The 16,794-nt window shown below is 63.0% G+C and carries 22 protein-coding genes; 13 read left to right on the plus strand and 9 right to left on the minus strand.

Annotated elements, in window-relative coordinates; genetic code table 11:
• Positions 1 to 85: 85 nt before the first annotated feature.
• Genes X743_RS163510 through X743_RS163500 form a run of 3 tightly spaced genes read right to left on the minus strand, consistent with a single transcriptional unit; the run spans position 86 to position 4,047 of the window.
• Entirely contained in the window at positions 86 to 1,015 is a 930-nt protein-coding gene (locus tag X743_RS163510; RefSeq protein ID WP_023764204.1) for a 3-keto-5-aminohexanoate cleavage protein, read from the minus strand.
• A gap of 4 nt (positions 1,016 to 1,019) precedes the next feature.
• Complete coding sequence (locus X743_RS163505) at positions 1,020 to 2,405, minus strand: aspartate aminotransferase family protein (RefSeq protein WP_023764205.1); 1,386 nt, start codon at positions 2,403 to 2,405, stop codon at positions 1,020 to 1,022.
• Between the two features lies 1 nt (position 2,406).
• Complete coding sequence (locus X743_RS163500; RefSeq protein ID WP_023764206.1) at positions 2,407 to 4,047, minus strand: N,N-dimethylformamidase beta subunit family domain-containing protein; 1,641 nt, start codon at positions 4,045 to 4,047, stop codon at positions 2,407 to 2,409.
• 157 nt (positions 4,048 to 4,204) lie between these two features.
• On the opposite strand from X743_RS163500, the gene X743_RS1000000174100 reads away from it, so the two are divergent.
• The 3 genes from X743_RS1000000174100 (at position 4,205) to X743_RS163485 (ending at position 6,139) form a co-directional block, all read left to right on the plus strand.
• Positions 4,205 to 4,453, plus strand: a complete 249-nt coding sequence (locus X743_RS1000000174100) for a ParB N-terminal domain-containing protein (protein WP_008875526.1) — start codon at positions 4,205 to 4,207, stop codon at positions 4,451 to 4,453.
• 168 nt (positions 4,454 to 4,621) lie between these two features.
• Positions 4,622 to 5,107: an SRPBCC family protein gene (locus X743_RS163490; protein ID WP_023764207.1), complete on the plus strand. Its 486-nt coding sequence runs from the start codon at positions 4,622 to 4,624 to the stop codon at positions 5,105 to 5,107.
• A gap of 81 nt (positions 5,108 to 5,188) precedes the next feature.
• A complete protein-coding gene (locus tag X743_RS163485) occupies positions 5,189 to 6,139 on the plus strand; it encodes an alpha/beta hydrolase (protein ID WP_023764208.1) in 951 nt (316 codons plus the stop codon).
• A gap of 45 nt (positions 6,140 to 6,184) precedes the next feature.
• Here the strand turns inward: X743_RS163485 and X743_RS163480 are convergent, their stop codons facing one another.
• Complete coding sequence (locus X743_RS163480; RefSeq protein WP_023764209.1) at positions 6,185 to 7,228, minus strand: 2OG-Fe(II) oxygenase family protein; 1,044 nt, start codon at positions 7,226 to 7,228, stop codon at positions 6,185 to 6,187.
• Positions 7,229 to 7,342: 114 nt separating this feature from the next.
• Between X743_RS163480 and X743_RS163475 the strand changes: the two genes are divergently transcribed.
• The 6 genes from X743_RS163475 (at position 7,343) to X743_RS163450 (ending at position 12,195) form a co-directional block, all read left to right on the plus strand.
• Entirely contained in the window at positions 7,343 to 7,741 is a 399-nt protein-coding gene (locus X743_RS163475) for a GFA family protein (protein ID WP_023764210.1), read from the plus strand.
• Positions 7,742 to 7,891: 150 nt separating this feature from the next.
• A complete protein-coding gene (locus X743_RS163470) occupies positions 7,892 to 8,089 on the plus strand; it encodes a hypothetical protein (protein WP_013895824.1) in 198 nt (65 codons plus the stop codon).
• Between the two features lie 227 nt (positions 8,090 to 8,316).
• Complete coding sequence (locus X743_RS163465) at positions 8,317 to 9,189, plus strand: undecaprenyl-diphosphate phosphatase (protein ID WP_023764211.1); 873 nt, start codon at positions 8,317 to 8,319, stop codon at positions 9,187 to 9,189.
• 143 nt (positions 9,190 to 9,332) lie between these two features.
• A complete protein-coding gene (locus X743_RS163460) occupies positions 9,333 to 9,959 on the plus strand; it encodes a transglutaminase-like cysteine peptidase (protein WP_023764212.1) in 627 nt (208 codons plus the stop codon).
• A 159-nt stretch (positions 9,960 to 10,118) separates the two neighbouring features.
• Complete coding sequence (locus X743_RS163455; protein ID WP_023764213.1) at positions 10,119 to 10,910, plus strand: phosphodiester glycosidase family protein; 792 nt, start codon at positions 10,119 to 10,121, stop codon at positions 10,908 to 10,910.
• Positions 10,911 to 11,127: 217 nt separating this feature from the next.
• Positions 11,128 to 12,195 (plus strand): GH25 family lysozyme, encoded by a 1,068-nt coding sequence (locus X743_RS163450; protein WP_023764214.1) that lies wholly within the window; start codon positions 11,128 to 11,130, stop codon positions 12,193 to 12,195.
• Between the two features lie 33 nt (positions 12,196 to 12,228).
• Here the strand turns inward: X743_RS163450 and X743_RS163445 are convergent, their stop codons facing one another.
• Positions 12,229 to 12,417, minus strand: coding sequence for a hypothetical protein (locus X743_RS163445; protein ID WP_023764215.1), 189 nt, complete (start codon positions 12,415 to 12,417; stop codon positions 12,229 to 12,231).
• A gap of 399 nt (positions 12,418 to 12,816) precedes the next feature.
• A complete protein-coding gene (locus tag X743_RS163440; RefSeq protein WP_023764217.1) occupies positions 12,817 to 13,206 on the minus strand; it encodes a VOC family protein in 390 nt (129 codons plus the stop codon).
• Between the two features lie 111 nt (positions 13,207 to 13,317).
• Between X743_RS163440 and X743_RS163435 the strand changes: the two genes are divergently transcribed.
• The gene (locus tag X743_RS163435) at positions 13,318 to 14,283 is read left to right on the plus strand and encodes a DUF3592 domain-containing protein (protein ID WP_023764218.1); all 966 of its coding nucleotides are present in this window, start codon (positions 13,318 to 13,320) and stop codon (positions 14,281 to 14,283) included.
• Between the two features lie 13 nt (positions 14,284 to 14,296).
• Here X743_RS163435 and X743_RS163430 read toward each other — a convergent pair whose 3' ends face one another.
• Complete coding sequence (locus X743_RS163430; RefSeq protein WP_023764219.1) at positions 14,297 to 14,656, minus strand: hypothetical protein; 360 nt, start codon at positions 14,654 to 14,656, stop codon at positions 14,297 to 14,299.
• Positions 14,657 to 14,850: 194 nt separating this feature from the next.
• On the opposite strand from X743_RS163430, the gene X743_RS0135480 reads away from it, so the two are divergent.
• The 3 genes from X743_RS0135480 to X743_RS163420 all read left to right on the plus strand — a co-directional run bounded on the left by X743_RS0135480 (position 14,851) and on the right by X743_RS163420 (position 16,353).
• Positions 14,851 to 15,129 carry a TfoX/Sxy family protein gene (locus X743_RS0135480; protein ID WP_051508506.1) on the plus strand — a complete coding sequence of 93 codons (279 nt, stop codon included), beginning with the start codon at positions 14,851 to 14,853 and terminating at the stop codon, positions 15,127 to 15,129.
• Positions 15,130 to 15,224: 95 nt separating this feature from the next.
• Positions 15,225 to 15,746 (plus strand): hypothetical protein, encoded by a 522-nt coding sequence (locus tag X743_RS163425; RefSeq protein ID WP_023764221.1) that lies wholly within the window; start codon positions 15,225 to 15,227, stop codon positions 15,744 to 15,746.
• Between the two features lie 58 nt (positions 15,747 to 15,804).
• Positions 15,805 to 16,353 carry a hypothetical protein gene (locus X743_RS163420; protein WP_245264161.1) on the plus strand — a complete coding sequence of 183 codons (549 nt, stop codon included), beginning with the start codon at positions 15,805 to 15,807 and terminating at the stop codon, positions 16,351 to 16,353.
• A 29-nt stretch (positions 16,354 to 16,382) separates the two neighbouring features.
• On the opposite strand, the gene X743_RS163415 is transcribed toward X743_RS163420, so the two are convergent.
• Together X743_RS163415 and X743_RS163410 are read right to left on the minus strand one after the other, a co-directional pair.
• Entirely contained in the window at positions 16,383 to 16,589 is a 207-nt protein-coding gene (locus tag X743_RS163415) for a type II toxin-antitoxin system HicB family antitoxin (protein ID WP_023764223.1), read from the minus strand.
• A gap of 4 nt (positions 16,590 to 16,593) precedes the next feature.
• Positions 16,594 to 16,794, minus strand: a complete 201-nt coding sequence (locus X743_RS163410) for a type II toxin-antitoxin system HicA family toxin (RefSeq protein WP_023764224.1) — start codon at positions 16,792 to 16,794, stop codon at positions 16,594 to 16,596.

A 16,794-nucleotide genomic window follows, 5' to 3' on the forward strand; every position in this document is an offset into this window, starting at 1 on the left:
GCATCCAATCTCCCCCCTTGAGGGGGAGATGTCCGGCAGGACAGAGGGGGGTAGGACTGGACGCCATCATCTCAGATCAATCGTCTCAAAACGCCACTCTATCCCCGCCCTTGAGCGCCAGCATGTCGCGCGCTTCGGCTGGCGTGGCAACTTCCAGCGACAGCCCGTCGAGAATGCCACGGATGCGCCGCACCTGGTCGGCGTTGGATTTCGCCAGCTGGCGGCCATCATAGAGGCTGTCTTCCAGCCCGACACGGACATTGCCGCCCATGGCTGCCGCAATCGAGATCAGCGGCATCTGGTTGCGGCCGGCGGCCAGCACCGAAAACTGGTAGCTGTCGCCGAACAGTTTGTCGGCGATGCGCTTCATGTGGACGAGATTGTCCGGATCGGCGCCAATGCCGCCCAGGATGCCCAGCACGAACTGGATGAACAGCGGCCCCGACACCAGGCCCCGGTCGCGGAAATGCGCCAGCGAATAAAGGTGGCCGACGTCATAACACTCGAACTCGAAGCGCGTGCCGCAGCCTTTTCCGAGTCTTTCGAGCACGCCCTCCATGTCGGCGAAGGTGTTTTTGAAGATGGTGTCGCGGGTGGCTTCTAGCAGTTTCGGTTCCCATTCGTGCTGCCACTCCCGTGGTTTGTCCAGCATCGGGAACAGCGCGAAGTTCATCGAGCCCATGTTGAGCGAGCACATTTCGGGCTCGGCGCGGAGCGGCGCAGCCAGCCGTTGGTCGAGCGTCATCAGCGACGAGCCACCGGTGGTGATGTTGATCACCGCGTCGGTTGCCTGCTTGATGCGCGGCAGGAACTGCATGAAGACGTCCGGATCGGCGGTCGGGCGGCCATCCCTGGGGTCGCGGGCGTGGAGGTGCAGGATCGAGGCACCGGCTTCGGCAGCCGCGATGGCATCCGTCGCGATCTGGTCCGGTGTCACCGGCAGATAGGGCGACATCGACGGCGTATGCACGGAGCCGGTGACCGCGCAGGTGATGATGACTTTTCGCGGCGCCATTCCCTTACCCCCGGCCTTCGACCGGCAGGTCGAGCTCGGAAGCCAGAACCTCCAGCGCATCACCGATGATGGAGATGATCTCGCCGACCTGTTCGCTGGTCACGATCATTGGCGGCGCGACCATGAAATTGTCGCCGTCGACGCCACCCTTGACCCTGCGGCCATAGATGATCAGCCCGCGCGCATAGGCAAGGTCGAGCAGCCGCTGCGTCGCTTTCTTGCCCTGGTCGATCGGCCGCAGCGTCTCTGGATCGGCGACCATCTCGGCGCCGGTGAGCAGACCCTTGCCGCGCACGTCGGCGATAAACGGGAAGCGCTTGGCAAGTCCCTTCAATCCGTCCATCAGCACATCGCCCATGGCAGCCGCATTGGCGATCAGGTCGAGCCGGTCCATTTCACCCAGAACCGCAAGGCCGGCGGCGCAGGCCAGCGGATTGCCGGCATAGGTGTGGCCATGCTGGAAGCCGCCGGAGGCGAGCAACGGCTGCACCAGCCGCATCGGTGCGGCGAGCGCGCCGAGCGGCGCGTAGCCCGAGCCCAGTCCCTTTGACAGCGCGACGATATCGGGCCTGCAGTTCCAGTGGTCGCCGCCGAGGAATTTGCCGGTGCGGCCGGCGCCGCTCATCACTTCGTCATGGATGAGCAGGATGCCGTAGCGGTCGCAGATCTCGCGGATGCGGGCATAGTAGCTGTCCGGCGCCACCAGGGCTGCTGTGGCGGCACCGCCGATCGGCTCCATGATGAAGGCGACCACGCTTTCCGGCCCCTCTGTGAGGATCTTCTCCTCCAGCATGTCGGCATAGCGAACCCCGCGCTGCTCCATTGAAAGATTGTCGCGGTCGCGCCAGGCGGTCGGCGCCGGCACGGTCGGCATCGGCCGCATCATCGGCGCAAAGGTTTCGGACAGCGCATCGTCGCCGGTGATCGAGAGCGAACCCAGCGTGCCGCCATGGTAGGAGGGGAAGCGGGTGATCACCTTCCAGCGGCTGGCCTGTCCGGTGGCGACCGCCCATTGCCGCGCCAGCTTGATGCAGGATTCGGTCGCTTCCGAGCCGCCCGAGACAAAGAAAATGCGGTCCATGCCCTCCGGCAGTTTCCCCGCGAGTTCCCGCGCGAGTTCTTCCGCCGGCTCGTTCTCGAAATGCAGCCGATAGGCGAAGGTGGCGCGGTCCATCTGCCGCTTCATGGCATCGAGCACGTTGCGGTTGGAATGGCCGATATTGGCGACCATCGGCCCGCTCGATCCATCGATGAAGCGGCGGCCGTCCTGCGTCCACATGTAGATGCCTTCGGCGCGGTCGATCAGCGGTCGGCGCAAGCTGGAGAGATAGAACAGATGCGAGTCTCGCCGGACTTCAGTCGGTTGAGCGGCGGTCTGGGTTTTCGACATGTCAGGGCTTTCCGAGATAACGATCGAGGACATTTTTTGTGACGCGTTCGACCATCGGGTCTTGTCGTAGCAGGCCGGCAACCCATTCGCAGCTTCCGGCGTGGAACACCTCGCCCTTGCCGCGCGGAAAATTGACGATCATGCCGTTGCCGCGTTTGACTTTCTCCAGATTGGCGTCGCTGCCCTCGCCGAACAGCGTTTCGGCGCTGAAGCGGCCATCCTCGTCGGTGAGGAACTGGTCCTCGATCGGGATATCGGCGCTTTCCTCGACCTGGGAGGCCATGCCGACGGCGAGAACCTGCAATCCATCCGGCGCGCCGCTGTGTGCGGTGGGGTAGGGCAGCCCGCCGCGTATCTCGAAGTCGAGCCCGTCCACCTCATAGCCATAGACGTGGCTGTCGGCGCCCAGCAGGTCGCCGTAGTAGATGCCGGTGCCGGCAAAGGCCCAATGCTCCGGCCGATAGACTGGGAAACCGCGCACGCCGCGCGGCGCGCAGCCGCCCCAGCCGGCATAGAGGCCACGGGTGGCGTTCAGCCCGAAGGTTGCCGAGCCCGGCCGGCCGATTTCCGGCGCTTCCCAGGAATTGGTGGCGCGGGTCAGGTCGCCGCCGCGATAGGCGGGATCCTCGGCGCGGGCACGGTATTTGTAGCAGACCTGGCGGCGCCCCTCGTCCTCCAGCCGCGTCTGCCACATGAAGTTGCCCGCAAAGCGCGCCGCATGGCCACCGCGGTCCACATAATTGTCGACCGCGTCGCGCATCTCCCAGGTCCAATACTCGTCATGGCCGACGAAGACAGCGCAGTCATAGCCGTCGAGGATGTCGGGCGAGAAATGCAGGTCGTGCTGGCTGGCGAGGTCGACGGCATAGCCGGCCCGCTCGGCGAAGCGGAAGAAATGGCTATCGTAGCTGGCCCAGCCCGACGAAGCGTATTTCTTCGAATGGCCGGTGGCGAGCGCCCATTCCATGTGCGGATAGCGTGGCACCGTCTTCGGCGGCACGGCGACCTCCAGCGGCACGCGCGGCGCATCCTTCGGCAGCACGACGAAGCCACGGCACCAGGGGCGCTGCGTCGACACGATGGGCGAATACTGATTGCGGTCCGGTCCGGTGATGCCTTGATAGTGGTTGGAGCCGCCCCAGGTGTTGTAGGCGAGCCAGGTGCCCGTCGCCGCAACCTGCAGCACGCGGCCGGGCTTCTTGCCGGCCTGGGGGCTAACGATGAAAAGGTGGTGGGACTGGATCGGCTTGCCGTCGCGCCCGTCAGCGGTCAGTGTTGCCCGATAGGCGCCGGACGGCCAGTCGCCGCCGACCCGGAATTCGAACGAAGCCTCCCAGCCGCAGCCCTCTGCCGAGCATTGGTCCGGACTGTCCTGCCAGCGTGCCGCGATGCCCGATTTCTCGAACACTTTCGTCTCGGTGCCGCCGTCGCGGATGATCGTCATGCCGAAGGATGGAGCCGTCGAACTGACATGCAGCGTCACCGTCTCGCCGGGACGATAGGAAAATCGGTCCGAGTAGCACCAGATCTCGCCGCGCTCGCCGTCCATCCCAGGCCATTCGTAGTAATGGCCGCGCACCGCGTGGCGGCGCTGCTCTGGCGTTAGTCCGAAATCGGGGAATTCCGTGGGCAGATGGGTCATGAACACCGAAGAAGTGGCAAGCCGTCATTTCGGCGATCTGCAGGGCAAGCGTCAAATGGAAACGATCGGGCCAGCATTCGTTGGCCGCGCTCTTGGCCGCCGTTGCCAAAAAGACTATTTCCACAAACGGCGGCGTTTTTCCGCCACGGGGATCGGCATGCTCAGAGTGCAAAAGGTCAAGGTCGACGACATCTACGTGCCGACGGCGCGCAAGAAGACATTGCACCCCGAGACCGTCCGGCATCTCGCCGAGGACATACTGGAGAACGGCATGAAGACGCCGATCCAGGTCCGCCACGACGGCAAGCGCCATATACTGGTCGAAGGCCTGCATCGGCTCGAGGCCGCGAAGTGGCTCGGCGAAACCGAGATCGACGCCTATCTGGTGCAAGCCAAGCGCCACTGACACGGGCCGCTTTCCCGCCCACCCTCCAATCATACAAGCAGTGGCCAGATTTTCTCCAGTCGCCAGATTTTTTCACTGGCGGTGTCGGGTTGCGTTGCATCGGCTCGTCCTTGGGACGGAAGCCGGATCAACCCCCAGATCAAACAGATCAAACCCGAGGAGACCACCGTGGCCACCAAGCTCGACATCGCCCCCGACAACGACCGCGAACTGGTTCTTGCCCGCATCATCGATGCATCGCGCGACAGCGTCTATCGCTGCTGGACCGAGCCGAAGCTGGTCACGCAATGGTTCTCGCCAAAGCCGTGGACGACGCCGCGCGCCGAGATGGATGTGCGCACCGGCGGCTCGACTCTGGTTGTCATGGCTAGCCCGGACGGCAATGAGTTTCCCAACCCCGGTGTCTTCCTGGAAGTCATTCCCGGCAAGAAGATCGTCTTCACCGATGCCTACACACAGGCTTGGAAGCCGTCGGAAAAGCCATTCATGACCGTCGTGCTGACCTTCGAGGACGAAGGCGATGGCAAGACCCGCTACATCGCGCGTGTCCGGCACTGGAGCGTCGCCGACCGCGAGCAGCACGACGCGATGGGTTTTCATCAGGGTTGGGGCCAGTGCGCCGACCAGCTTGAAGACCTCGCCATGACGCTTTGACACCACAAGACGCTTTGACACCACAAGACGCTTTGAACCGACAGGACCGCTTTGACACCGGCAGGACTCGAGGAGACCGATATGTCCAGAACCCTGTTTTTCGCCATTCTTGCTTCGGCCGCGGCGCTTCTCGCCTGCCCGGGCACCACCAATGCAAAGGAACCTGCCATGACGACCGAAACGAGAACACCGCTGAAGCCGGAAAAGTCCGGGCTGTTACCGATCAACGGCCTGAATTACTATTACGCCGTCTACGGCAAGGGCGAGCCGCTGCTTCTGTTGCATGGCGGTCTTGGCTCTACCGACATGTTCGCGCCGATCCTGCCCAAATTCGCCGAAAATCGCACCGTCATCGGCGTCGACCTGCAAGGCCATGGCCGCACGGCGCTCGGCGACCGGCCATTCAGCGTGGAGGCGATTGGTGACGACATGGCCGATATCGTCAAGGCGCTCGGCTACGACACGGTCGACGTCATGGGCTATTCGCTCGGCGGCGGTGTCGCTTTCCGCATGGCTGTCCGCCATCCCGAGATGGTGCGCCGCCTTGTGCTGGTCTCGACCGGCTATGCCACGGACGGTTTCTATGACGAGATGCGCCCGCAGCAGGCTCAGGTGAGCGCCGCCGCCGCGCCGTTCATGAAGGACACGCCGATGTACAAGTCCTACGTCGCGGTCGCGCCGCATCCGGAAGACTTCCCCAAATTGCTTGACGCGCTCGGCAATTTCATGCGCCAGAACAGGGACTTCTCGGCCGATGTTCCCAAGCTGAAGATGCCGGTCATGCTGGCCTATGGCGACAGTGACATGTACAAGCCCGAGCATGAGGTCAAGTTCTACCAGATGCTCGGCGGCGGACTGAAGGACGCCGGCTGGATGCGCGAAAACCTGTCGCGGAACCGCCTGGCGATCCTGCCCAACCGCACACATTACGACGTCTTCTTCGCCCCGGAACTGACGGCCGCCGCGCTGCCGTTCCTCAACGGCGAGACCAAGGTGAAGAGCTGGGACGAGGTCGTCAGCGAAACGGAATAGCCTGTCATTTCCCCGCCGGTCGTCTCTGCAAATGGCCGGCGTTGCCTATGAAGCCTTGGCGCGGCGCGGCTGCCTGAGATGCTTGATGCCGCTCATCTCGACGAAATTCGTTGCCGCTTCCCAGAGATAGTCGCCATAGAGAAACGGCTCGAATGGCTCGGCGCCTTTCAATGGCAGCGGCGCAATTTCGGCATCGACGCGGGGTTCGTAGAAGAACGGGATCGACAGCCGCACCGTCTTCGGCGCGATCACCCGGTGCCGCGTCGCACGGACGCGCCCGCCGGTCCAGCGCTCCAGCAACTGACCGAAATTGACCGCCAGCGTGCCGTTGGCCGGCGGTACGTCGATCCATTCGCCGGCGAGGTTTTTGGCCTGCAAACCCTCGACGCCGTCCTGCGCCAGCAAGGTGACGAAACCGGAATCGGCGTGCTCGCGCCCGATGATGGTGCGCGTCTCGCCCTTGTGGATCACGGAAAACTCCGGGCCGCTGGTGTCGACGCCGGCATTGGCATCGCGCAGGGGATAGCGGATCAGGCGCAGCGTCGAGATGCCGTCATCGAAATAGGCATCGAAGATCGTTTCCGGCAGGCCAAGCCCGCGCGCGATCGACCGCATCAGCGCATTGCCGACCATCTCCATCGCCCGGTAGTAGTCCGCCGCCGCGGCGCGCCAGCCGGGCAGGGCATCTTCGGCCGGTAGCGGCGTCGGCTCGCGCAGCGGATCGTCGGAGGCCGAAAAACCTCCGGCATCGGCGATATCCGGTCCGATGATATCCGGCCCGATGTCGATGCCTTCCTTATAGGAAATGGCTGTCGGCTGCAGCGGGAACCAGCCGCGGTAGACGTTCTTCCTGGTCGGGTCGAAATTCCAGCGCAGCAGCTTCTGCTTCTCGGCTTCGGACAGCGCGAAGATGCGCAGCAATTGTGCTCGCCTGTCCGGCGTCAGCCAGTGATCGCCGGGAAAATCGCGGACGGCCATGAAACCGATCCCCGAGGCGGCGGCCATGATCCTGGTGTCGGCACGGTCGCGAGCAGGCGAGGGCGGCTTGAACAGGTCGGCAATGCCGATGGTCTCGATCTCTTGCGCCACGACAAACTCCATCGCATTCCGATTATCGATGGCATCGTATCAAGGCTTTTCAATTGACCCTGTCGGCCGCGCGACTACCTTGCCGCTTATTTTCTCGATTTGCGGAACAAGACGATGGCTAAACATCAGGGCGGCTGCCTGTGCGGAGCGGTGCGCTACAGCACTGACGCGGCTCCGATCAACGAACGCATCTGCCACTGCCGGCTTTGCCAGAAGGCGATCGGCGCCGCCTTCAACGCGCGCGTGCTGTTTCGCATCGACGATGTGACGATCGAGGGACCGCTGGCGACGGTGAACAGCTCGCCTGATCTCAAGCGCGGTTTTTGCCCGAGCTGCGGCACCACGATGTTTTCGCGGCGCGATTCCGCCGGCATCATCGGCATCACCACCGGTTCGCTCGACGACCCGTCGGCCTTCAGGCCGCAAATGCACATTTTCACCGCCTCGAAACAGCCTTGGGTGGTGCTCGACGACGGCTTGCCTCAATATGAAGGCGCTCCGCCACCAGCCTAGACTTCCCTCGCCACGCGGCGGCGCCGGGACAGTAAGGCGATGACCAAAATTTAATCCAAAACATCACGCGATAGCCGGCAAAACGTCATTGGCGGGCCATGATTGTCTTCCTATCTATGCTGCGCGGGCCGGCATTCGAGGAGACGACGGATGAACGACAGCATCAGTACCCTGGACGAGCTTTTGAGCGATCCGATGGTCCTGCTTGTGATGGAGCGCGATCGTGTGCGCCCTGAACAGGTGCGCATGCTGCTCGAACGGGCTCGCCGGCCTTCCGTCGACGAACCCGTCGTTCCGCCGGCGCATGTGATCGCCAGGACCTGCCAGAAACTCTGGCTGTGTCCGTAATCGCCTTGTCTTTTTTCTCCTGTGAGAACACTCCCTGTGAGAACTCAGGCCGGCCCTTTGGGACCGGTCCTGACCGACGCGCGTTCGGTGCTGTCTTACCAGCTTACAAATCCGTAAGTTGATTATCCCGTCCATGACGGTAAGGCTTGCCCGCGACAGGCCAAGCGCGACGGGCCAAGGCTGGTCGCTCCCGCGCAAGTTCGATCTCTCAGGCACACGGACCCGACATGGCTGACATCTGCACCCAGGGCCTGGATACGGGCTTTGTCGGCCTGGGATATGCCAGGGTCGCCTTTCTCGGCCTTGTGCAGGGCATTACCGAACTGCTGCCGATCTCCTCGACCGCCCATATGCGCATCGTGCCGGCGGTGCTCGGTTGGCAGGATCCCGGGTCGGCCTTTTCTGCCGCCATGCAGCTTGCGGCCCTTGCCGCCGTGGTCAGCTATTTCTGGGGCGACGTCAGGGACCTGCTGTTCGGTTCTATCGACGCCCTCACACGCCGCGATTTTGCCGACCGGCATTTCCGGCTGGCTTCCTGGATTGTGTTGGCGACGGTCCCGATCGTCATTGCCGGCGTGGCGCTGTCGGGCATCCTCAATGCCTGCGGTTCGCCGCTGCGCAGCCTGAGCGTGATCGGCTGGTCCTGCATCGCCATGGCGGTCCTGCTGGCGCTGGCCGAGATTTTCGCCCGCCACCGGCGCACCATGGACGAAGCTTCGCTCGCCGATGCACTGCTCGTCGGTGTCGCCCAGATCGGCGCGCTGATACCCGGCGTCTCGCGCTCGGGCTCGACCCTGACGGCAGCACTTGGGCTCGGCTTCAAGCGGGCCGAGGCAGCGCGCTTCTCGTTCCTGCTCGGGCTGCCAGCCATCGCTCTTGCCGGCCTCAAGGAGCTTTGGGAACTGCACAAGGTCCATCTCGATGCCCACGGATGGTCGGTTCTCGCCACCGGACTGGTCGTCGCCTCGATTTCCGCCTTCTTCGCCATCTGGGGACTGATGCGCGTGCTGGAACGGTTTTCCGCCTGGCCTTTCGTCATCTATCGTGGCCTGCTCGGCATCGTCTTGCTGCTGGGCGTTGCGATGGGGTGGCTTGCCTAGGCTCGCGGTCGGCTTTGTGTTGCGCGGGAGCAACCCTGAAACCTCCACGCTTCGGCCCGCAGAGATGTGATCAGCTGGCTTGATTGACTTCGGTAGGTAACAGCCTTTAACGTTCTGTTAACAAAACAGATGGGCGGGGCCGGATGGCATCCTCGAAGGGTTGGCGCCGAAAGGCGAAGGGGCTGGGGCTGGCGGTTGCTCTGACCGCGTTGTGTTCAGCAGCGAGTTTCGCCTACGCGGCTCCTGTTTCCATGGTTGTCGGCGGCTCGACCTCCCAGCCGATTGGCCACTATGATTTCTGCAAGATCCATGCCGCCGAATGTTCGATCCGCTCGCACGACAGCGTGCCGGAACAGATGACCGGCAAGCTGCTGCACGAAATCTCAGCCGTAAATCTCTCGGTCAACACGCGCGTCAAGCCGATGAGCGACGTGGACAATTACGGCAAGGACGAGTGGTGGGCCTATCCGGACAACGGCTTCGGCGACTGTGAGGATTACGCGCTGGAAAAGCGGCGTGAACTGAACAGGCTGGGCATTGCCATAGCCAATCTGCTGATGACGGTGGTTCGCAAGCCTGATGGCGAAGGTCATGCCGTGTTGACGGTGCGGACGGACAAGGGCGACTTCATCCTCGACAATCTGACCGACAAGGTCCGGCTCTGGAACGAGACCAGCTACCGCTACCTGAAACGGCAGGCGAGCGACGACACCGGACACTGGGTCTCCATTCTTGGTGGTGACGAACAGCTGGTCAGTGCCGTCAAATAGTCTCGTCGGCTCCGCGGCCAGTCCCGTCGGCTCCGCGGCTAGTCCCGTCGGCTCCGCGACATCCCATCGCCGGTTCTGAACCGCGCCGTTCCAGGCCGAGCTTCCACAATGCCGGCCGGCGATGCTATCCACGGTGGCTCGTTGGAGCTGGGTAGGTGCATGGATTTTCTGACGCTTTTCAATTCCGCGCCGCTGCTGCTGGCGTTGCTCAAGGCCGCGTTGCCGCAGGCGGTCGCCACGACGATGGCATTCGGCCAATGGTTCGCGTCGGTGCCGCCGTGCCGCGACTTTACCTTCGAGGCGACCAGCTATCTGGTCTGCGAGGTCGACCCCAAGCAATATTCGGTCGAGCTGTTCTGGAAAGACCAGACAGGCAAGCCATTTCAATCGCTGCACAATCTCGACGCCGCCCAGCGCATGGCTGGCCGCACGATGCTGTTTGCCATCAATGCCGGCATGTACCATCCAGACCTCAGGCCGGTCGGCCTCTATGTCGAGCGTGGCCGGGAAATGGCGACGGTCAAGACGGGATCCGGCAGCGGCAATTTCTCGCTGCAGCCAAATGGCATCTTCTACGTCAGCGACGGCAGGGCCGCGGTCAGGGCGACCAGGGATTTCGTCAGGAAGCGGCCGCCCACCGACTATGCGACGCAATCGGGACCGATGCTGGTGATCGACGGCCAGCTTCATCCGAAATTTCAGGCCGACGGCACATCGCGCAAGACCCGCGACGGGGTCGGGGTGCGCAAGGACGGTGTCACGGTCTTTGCCATTTCGAACGGCACGGTGACGTTCCATGCGTTCGCCCGGCTGTTCCGCGATGCTCTCGGCTGCGATAACGCGCTGTTTCTCGACGGTACGATATCGAGCCTGCTCGCCCCGGCGATCGGCCGCAACGACGACTACTGGAATCTGGGGCCGATGATCGGCGTCTTCAGGAAAAGTGGCTAGGATATGGCCAGGTTCGCGCGGCCCGCCAGCCACGCAGCCTGACGACAATCGTCGCGACCATGATCGCCGCGATGGCGCCGGCGGCGAATGTCCGAAACCGGCCACAGGCATGGTAAAAAACTTGATTCAATCTTTATTGGTAATTTCTCATTCATAACTGGTCCGGTTGTCCGTCGGCCATTGCCCTCGGTCTGTTGCGTTTCGAGTACAGGTCCAGATGCGGTTACCAGGCGTCGTCAGTTTCATGATCGCATCGCTGTTCCTTGCGGGCTGCTCGTCGACATCGGGGATGGACGCGCTCGACGTGCAGAGGCCATCGAACGAGACGACCAGTTCGGTGGTGCGGCCAAGCGCGCCGATCGCATCCGTCCCTATGGCGAAGGTCGGCAATGCGCGCAGAGTGGCCGAGGCCGCGCCCGCAGACGACAATGTTCAGCCTTTCGGCCTGGCGGAGGAGGAGACGGTAGCGTTTCCAGCGCCCGAATTGCCCGACAGCGCCGATGCTCCGGTCGAGCCGGCAGCCCTGGTCTCGCCGCCGAAACTGCTGACGCGGGCGGCCCCTGCCATGCTCGCCGGTCCAGTCACGCGCTACGGCTTTCGCGACGCCAAGCCGATCAATTTCGGCCGCTCCTCGCCACGGCACCTTGCCGTGCATGGCGTCGACGTGTCGCGCTGGCAGGGCAACGTGAACTGGGAGAAGCTGCGCGCCCAGGGCGCCAATTTCGCCTACATCAAGGCGACCGACGGCGGCGACCATCTCGATCCGATGTTCATGAAAAACTGGCGCAACGCTGACGCCGCCGGGCTGAAGCGCGGCGCCTACCACTTTTTCTACTGGTGCCGCACCGCCGGCGAACAGGCCGACTGGTTCATCCGCAACGTGCCGAAGGTGGACGGCGCCTTGCCGCCGGTGATCGATGTCGAGTGGAACGGCGAGTCCAGCTGCAAGCGACGCCCGTCGCGCGAAAAGGTGCTGGAGAAGATGCAGGTGTTCATGGACAAGCTCGAGCGCCATTACGGCCAGCGGCCGATCATCTACACCGCGCCCGATTTCTACCGGGACAATCTCAGGGGCCAATTCCTCGACCACCCGTTCTGGCTGCGCGCGGTGGCCAGGCATCCCTCAAAGGTCTATCCCGACCGCAAATGGCTGTTCTGGCAATATTCCGGCTCCGGCCTGTCGCATGGTGTCACCGGCCGCATCGACCTCAACGTCTTCAATGGCGACGAGCGGCAATGGCGCGCCTGGGCCGGCGGCCGGCAGATGGTGGCCGACGCGGACTAGCGCTTTTCGCGCGTTGCTGCTCGTTCCGGCTGCCTATTGGAGCTGGTTGCTCCGGTCGTTCCGCTCCTCGCTCAGCCGCAGGCTCCTCCTCAAGGCCATGATCTCGGCAATCGCTGCATCGATCATGGTGAGAAGCGTGATCGTATCGTGCTGAGTGGGATCGGCCCTGACATAGGCGAGCTGGTTGACGATGTCGGTGTCGTCCTCGGTTTCGTCGCTCATGGCCGCGTTCCGGTTGTTATCTTCCAGACGTTCTCATTCCACCCGATCCGTCGTCAAATTGCACCTATATCACTTCGTCGTGTGCATGGCCGCCCGACCGCCCATCCAACCGGTCCTTTCGCCTTATCTTGGGTGGCGGCGACGCGATTCGTCGAAGGTGGCAAAGGCCAGGACACCGGAAAATGATGCGAAGCTGAGCAGGACTGCGGCGACAACCATGAAGTCGTAAGTCGACATGTTCGTTCTCCCTGGGACGATAGCCGAGGAGACAGCACTGACGACGAGCCTGCGTTGATTTGGATCAACTCGCAGGGCGCCATGCGCGACACTGGGTGACTGTGGCAGAGCCGGAGACTGGCAGGAGCGAGGTACATGTCGCCCTTTCGTCATCCTTGCCGCTTATCGAGGCGGCTGCACCGAAGCCTCGTTGATCATCGCCTCGATGTTGTAGCCGTCAAGGTCGAGCACAAAGCAGGCGTAGTAATTCTCGGCATAGTCCGGACGCCGGCCGGGCGCACCATTGTCTTTGGCTCCGGCCGCCAGTGCTGCCCCATGGAACGCATCGACCTCTGCCTTGCTGCCGACGCGGAAAGCGACGTGCAGATGGGTGAGCGGTGGCGCCTCGCCGGTTCGCTGGATCTCGAACAGGCAGCCATCGCCGACATCGAAAGCCCAGAATACGCCTTCCTTGCCGAAGGACAGGCGATAATTCAGGGGCGCGAAAGCGCGTTCATAGAAGAGCTTGCTCTTCTCCAGATCACCCACTTCGATGGTTATGTGATCGATCATTTGGTGCTCCGTCTGGGATGTGATGGGGTTGCCTCGCGATTTTGCGAATAAGCGAGACATTGCCGTCGCGGTAATATCTAGTGCCGGTTCCTGCACTCCGGGGGGATCAGGGTGGAACTCAAGATTCTGCTTGTCGGCTTTGTCTGCGCGGTCGCCGCCATGTTGTCGTTCATCACCGTCGTGAAATGGCGGGAGGTGCAGGCGCTCAGCCACTGGTTGCCGACGCCGGGAAAGATCGTCTCGTCGCGCGTCGAGGCGCGTGAAGTCAGAAGCTCGGGCGCTGGCTCGGACAGCAGCGATACCACCGAGATGCGCAATTTTCCGGCGATCACCTTCGAATACAAGGTGGGCGGCAAGAAATTTCAAGGCTCGCGCTACAGCGTGAAGGAAAATCTGGGGAATTTCGAGGTCACCGAGACCCTTGCGCAGTTTCCGCGCGGCGCCGAGGTGACCGTGTTCTACAATCCGGCCGATCCGAGCAAAGCCGTCATCGAGCGCACCATGCCGGACGGCGCCTTCAAGTTCATGTTCCAGCTTTCGGCCGGGCTGGTGATCGGCGCGCTGGTTCTGGTGTTTTCCGTCGGTGGTCTGCTGGAGGCGATCCGGCCGCATCTGCCCAAGCCGCAGAACCTCGGCGCCGCGGCACTGCTGCTGTTCATGGGTCTGTTTGCGCTGCGCATGGGTTTCGCCCAGAAGTCGCTTGCCGAGCAGGTCGCGAAATGGCCGGTCGCCGCCGGCCGCATTGACACCTCGGGCCTGCAGGCGCTCCGAAACCATAGCAACTATCGACGCTGGCGCACCGTCTTCAAATCCCGCATCGTCTACAGCTACGGCGTCGCCGGCCAGCGCTACACCTCCGACCGCATCACCTTCGGCGCCACGGTAACCGCTTCGCTGCCCGCCCTCGTCAGCGGCCAGGCACGAAGCTATGTCGAGGGCAGCAAGGTCGAAGTCCACTACGACCCCGCCAACCCCGGCTCGGCGGTGCTGGAATGCCGGGTGCGCGGGCTCTGGCTGCTGTGGGTCTGTTCGGCAGGCTTTCTTGGCGGTGCGGCGTTGCTGGTCGGGCTGGTCTGAGACGCTGATTTTTTCAACAGCGCACGAGCGGTCCGCTGTCGAAGCCAGGCCAGGTGAACCGCAACATGGCGCCATGCCTCTCGATATGGATAACACGAGCGAACGGCTCCTCGAGTGTCGGGTCGGAGCCGTAGCACTGGCTCGCATGCACCACCCAGCCCGTGGCTGTTTTGCGAAAGGCCGCATGCTCGCAACCGAATTCGGGAAGCGACAGGGCCGCTTTGTCCACCGTGAAAACCGTCTGGCGTTGAACGTCGGCGGCCGCGCTACAGTTCAGCCGGTCGTGGGACCAAGTCCCGACATAAGGTGGCGCGGCCAGCGCGGTGCCGCTCGCGCATGCGGACATTGCCATGGTCATTGCCAAACGCCGCATCACCTGTCTCCTCGATCCGCCATGCTCGATCGTATAGCAGTGGTGGGATTTGTGCGGAGTATTCGTCCAGCAGAAAATGCGGCCATTCCGGATTCCGCTTTTGGCCGGACGATGCGACTGTGGGCCAACGGTCCAAACAAATCGCCAAATCCTGGAGACTATCTCATGCGCCTTCAACGCTCTGAGGCCCGGCGATGAGCACTCGCATCCAAGACATGAGGAACCTCGGACCGGCCATGGCGCGGATGCTGGCGGAAATCGATATTCTCTGTGAGGAGGATCTGCGTGGTTTCGGCGTGGTTGAAGCTTACCGCCGGCTGAAGTTCCGGTTCGGACGGCAGGTGACGATCCTCGCACTCTATGCGATGGAGGCCGCACTTCGCGGTTGCGATTGGCGAGCGCTTGATACCGAAACCAAGGAGCATCTGCGTGAGCAGGCGCACCAGAACAGCCAACCGGCAGGGAGCGGATAAACGCAGCCGCGCCGGATTTCGCTTATGCTTTTGCGCGGATGATGCGACTGTGCGGGCCGGCACACGGCCGGGCAACGCTTTCCCAGAGACATTTGATGATCACCCGCAAACTGGTCTTCGTTTTCCTCGGCCTGCTCGGCCCGGTGCAGGCAGCGACCGCCAAGGAGTGCCTGCTGAGCCATGCCACCTATCGTGAGCCGCGCTCGGGCGCGGTGATGCAATTCCGGCCGATCGACAACGAACCGGCGGCCCTGACGGCCGAAGTGTTTTCGCTGATCGTTCCCAACACCGGCACGAGCTTGCCGGCCGACATCACCTGGACCAATGGCAAGAATTCGTTTCCGCTCGGCACCATCCGCCACGCCTGCACCGATGACGACCGCGAGGCGGGCCTGCAGGATGGCAGCGGGCTATGCAGGATATGGGATGGCCAGGTCTATGCCTTGACCGGCGGCGGCGCCGAGCAGTTGAACGCGCGCGAAGCGACACCGGCGCCGAAAGGGCTGCTTTTGCCCGATTTTGGCGTGGCCTTCACCGAATGGGCCGATTTCGCCAACGCCAATCCGGAAGGCTCGGCATGGGATGCCTTCGCCTTGACAGGATGCAGCGATGAATAGTGCCGTGAGATCGATCGCCTGGGCCTGCGCCCTGTCTGCGTCCGCGACGCTATCAGCCGTGGCGGACGAGCCGGCGCCGTCGCGCCCACCGATCGACAAATGCGTATGGGAGAAGCTGGCCGACAAGACGGTCGGACTGGCCGCCTGGGCACAGCGCTGCGATTTCGGCTTCCGCCAGATCCATTTCGAATTCGTCGGCAACGCGCTCGCCATCAAATACAGTGACGGCGGCGCGGCCGATCCGCTGGTCGAGCTATTCGACATCAAACCGGGCGAGACCGCCGAGGCTGCCTTGCAGCGCCTGTTGCTGGAAAAGGCCGACAAGACCGTCAGCGATCGCTGTGTGCTCACGCCCTACACGGAGGGCAGCGTGCCCGCCGGCGTCAAGCGCTACACATTCAGCCCCGTCGCCGCCTACGCGAAAGAGCTGAAAGCGCTCACCAATCCGGACGAAGTTCCCGAGCCGCCCTGCGGCGACTGGGGCGAAATGCCTGACGGCATCCAGTATTTCGAGGTGCCGGCGGGCGAGGGGCAGAAAGTGCTGTTTGTGCGTGTGGGCCAGGACGAGCCCCTGTTTGACGAGCAGACGCTGCGGGTGTTGCCGTAGGGCTGAGATTCGGATCGCAGCGTTTACGTTTACGCCTCTACGTACTCGGCGAGGCTGACACCTTTAGGCACATCCAGTCCATCGGCGCGCAAGCCTTCGATGTGGAAGCGTATTGCGTCGCGAATTTCGATTTCCACTTCCGGCACCGTCGCAGCGGTCGCGATGCAGCCGGGCAAGTCGGGCACATAAGCAGAAAAATTGCTTCCCGCTTTCTCAATCACCACCGCGTAGCGCATACCATCACTCCTTCAAACCGGACTGCTTGAGGATGCTGTTCAGTGTTCCTGGTGCAACCTCTTCAGACGGTTTGCCGGCCACGGTGACGCGGCCGGCTTTGACCCTGTGCTTATATTGGCGATGGCTGCCTTTGGTTGCAACCAGATACCAGCCGTCGGCCTCCAGCAGGCGAATGACTTCGCGAACCGTAAGCCGAGGTGGCAT

The sequence above is a fragment of the Mesorhizobium sp. LNHC232B00 genome, assembly GCF_000502435.1.
Taxonomy (GTDB): domain Bacteria; phylum Pseudomonadota; class Alphaproteobacteria; order Rhizobiales; family Rhizobiaceae; genus Mesorhizobium; species Mesorhizobium opportunistum.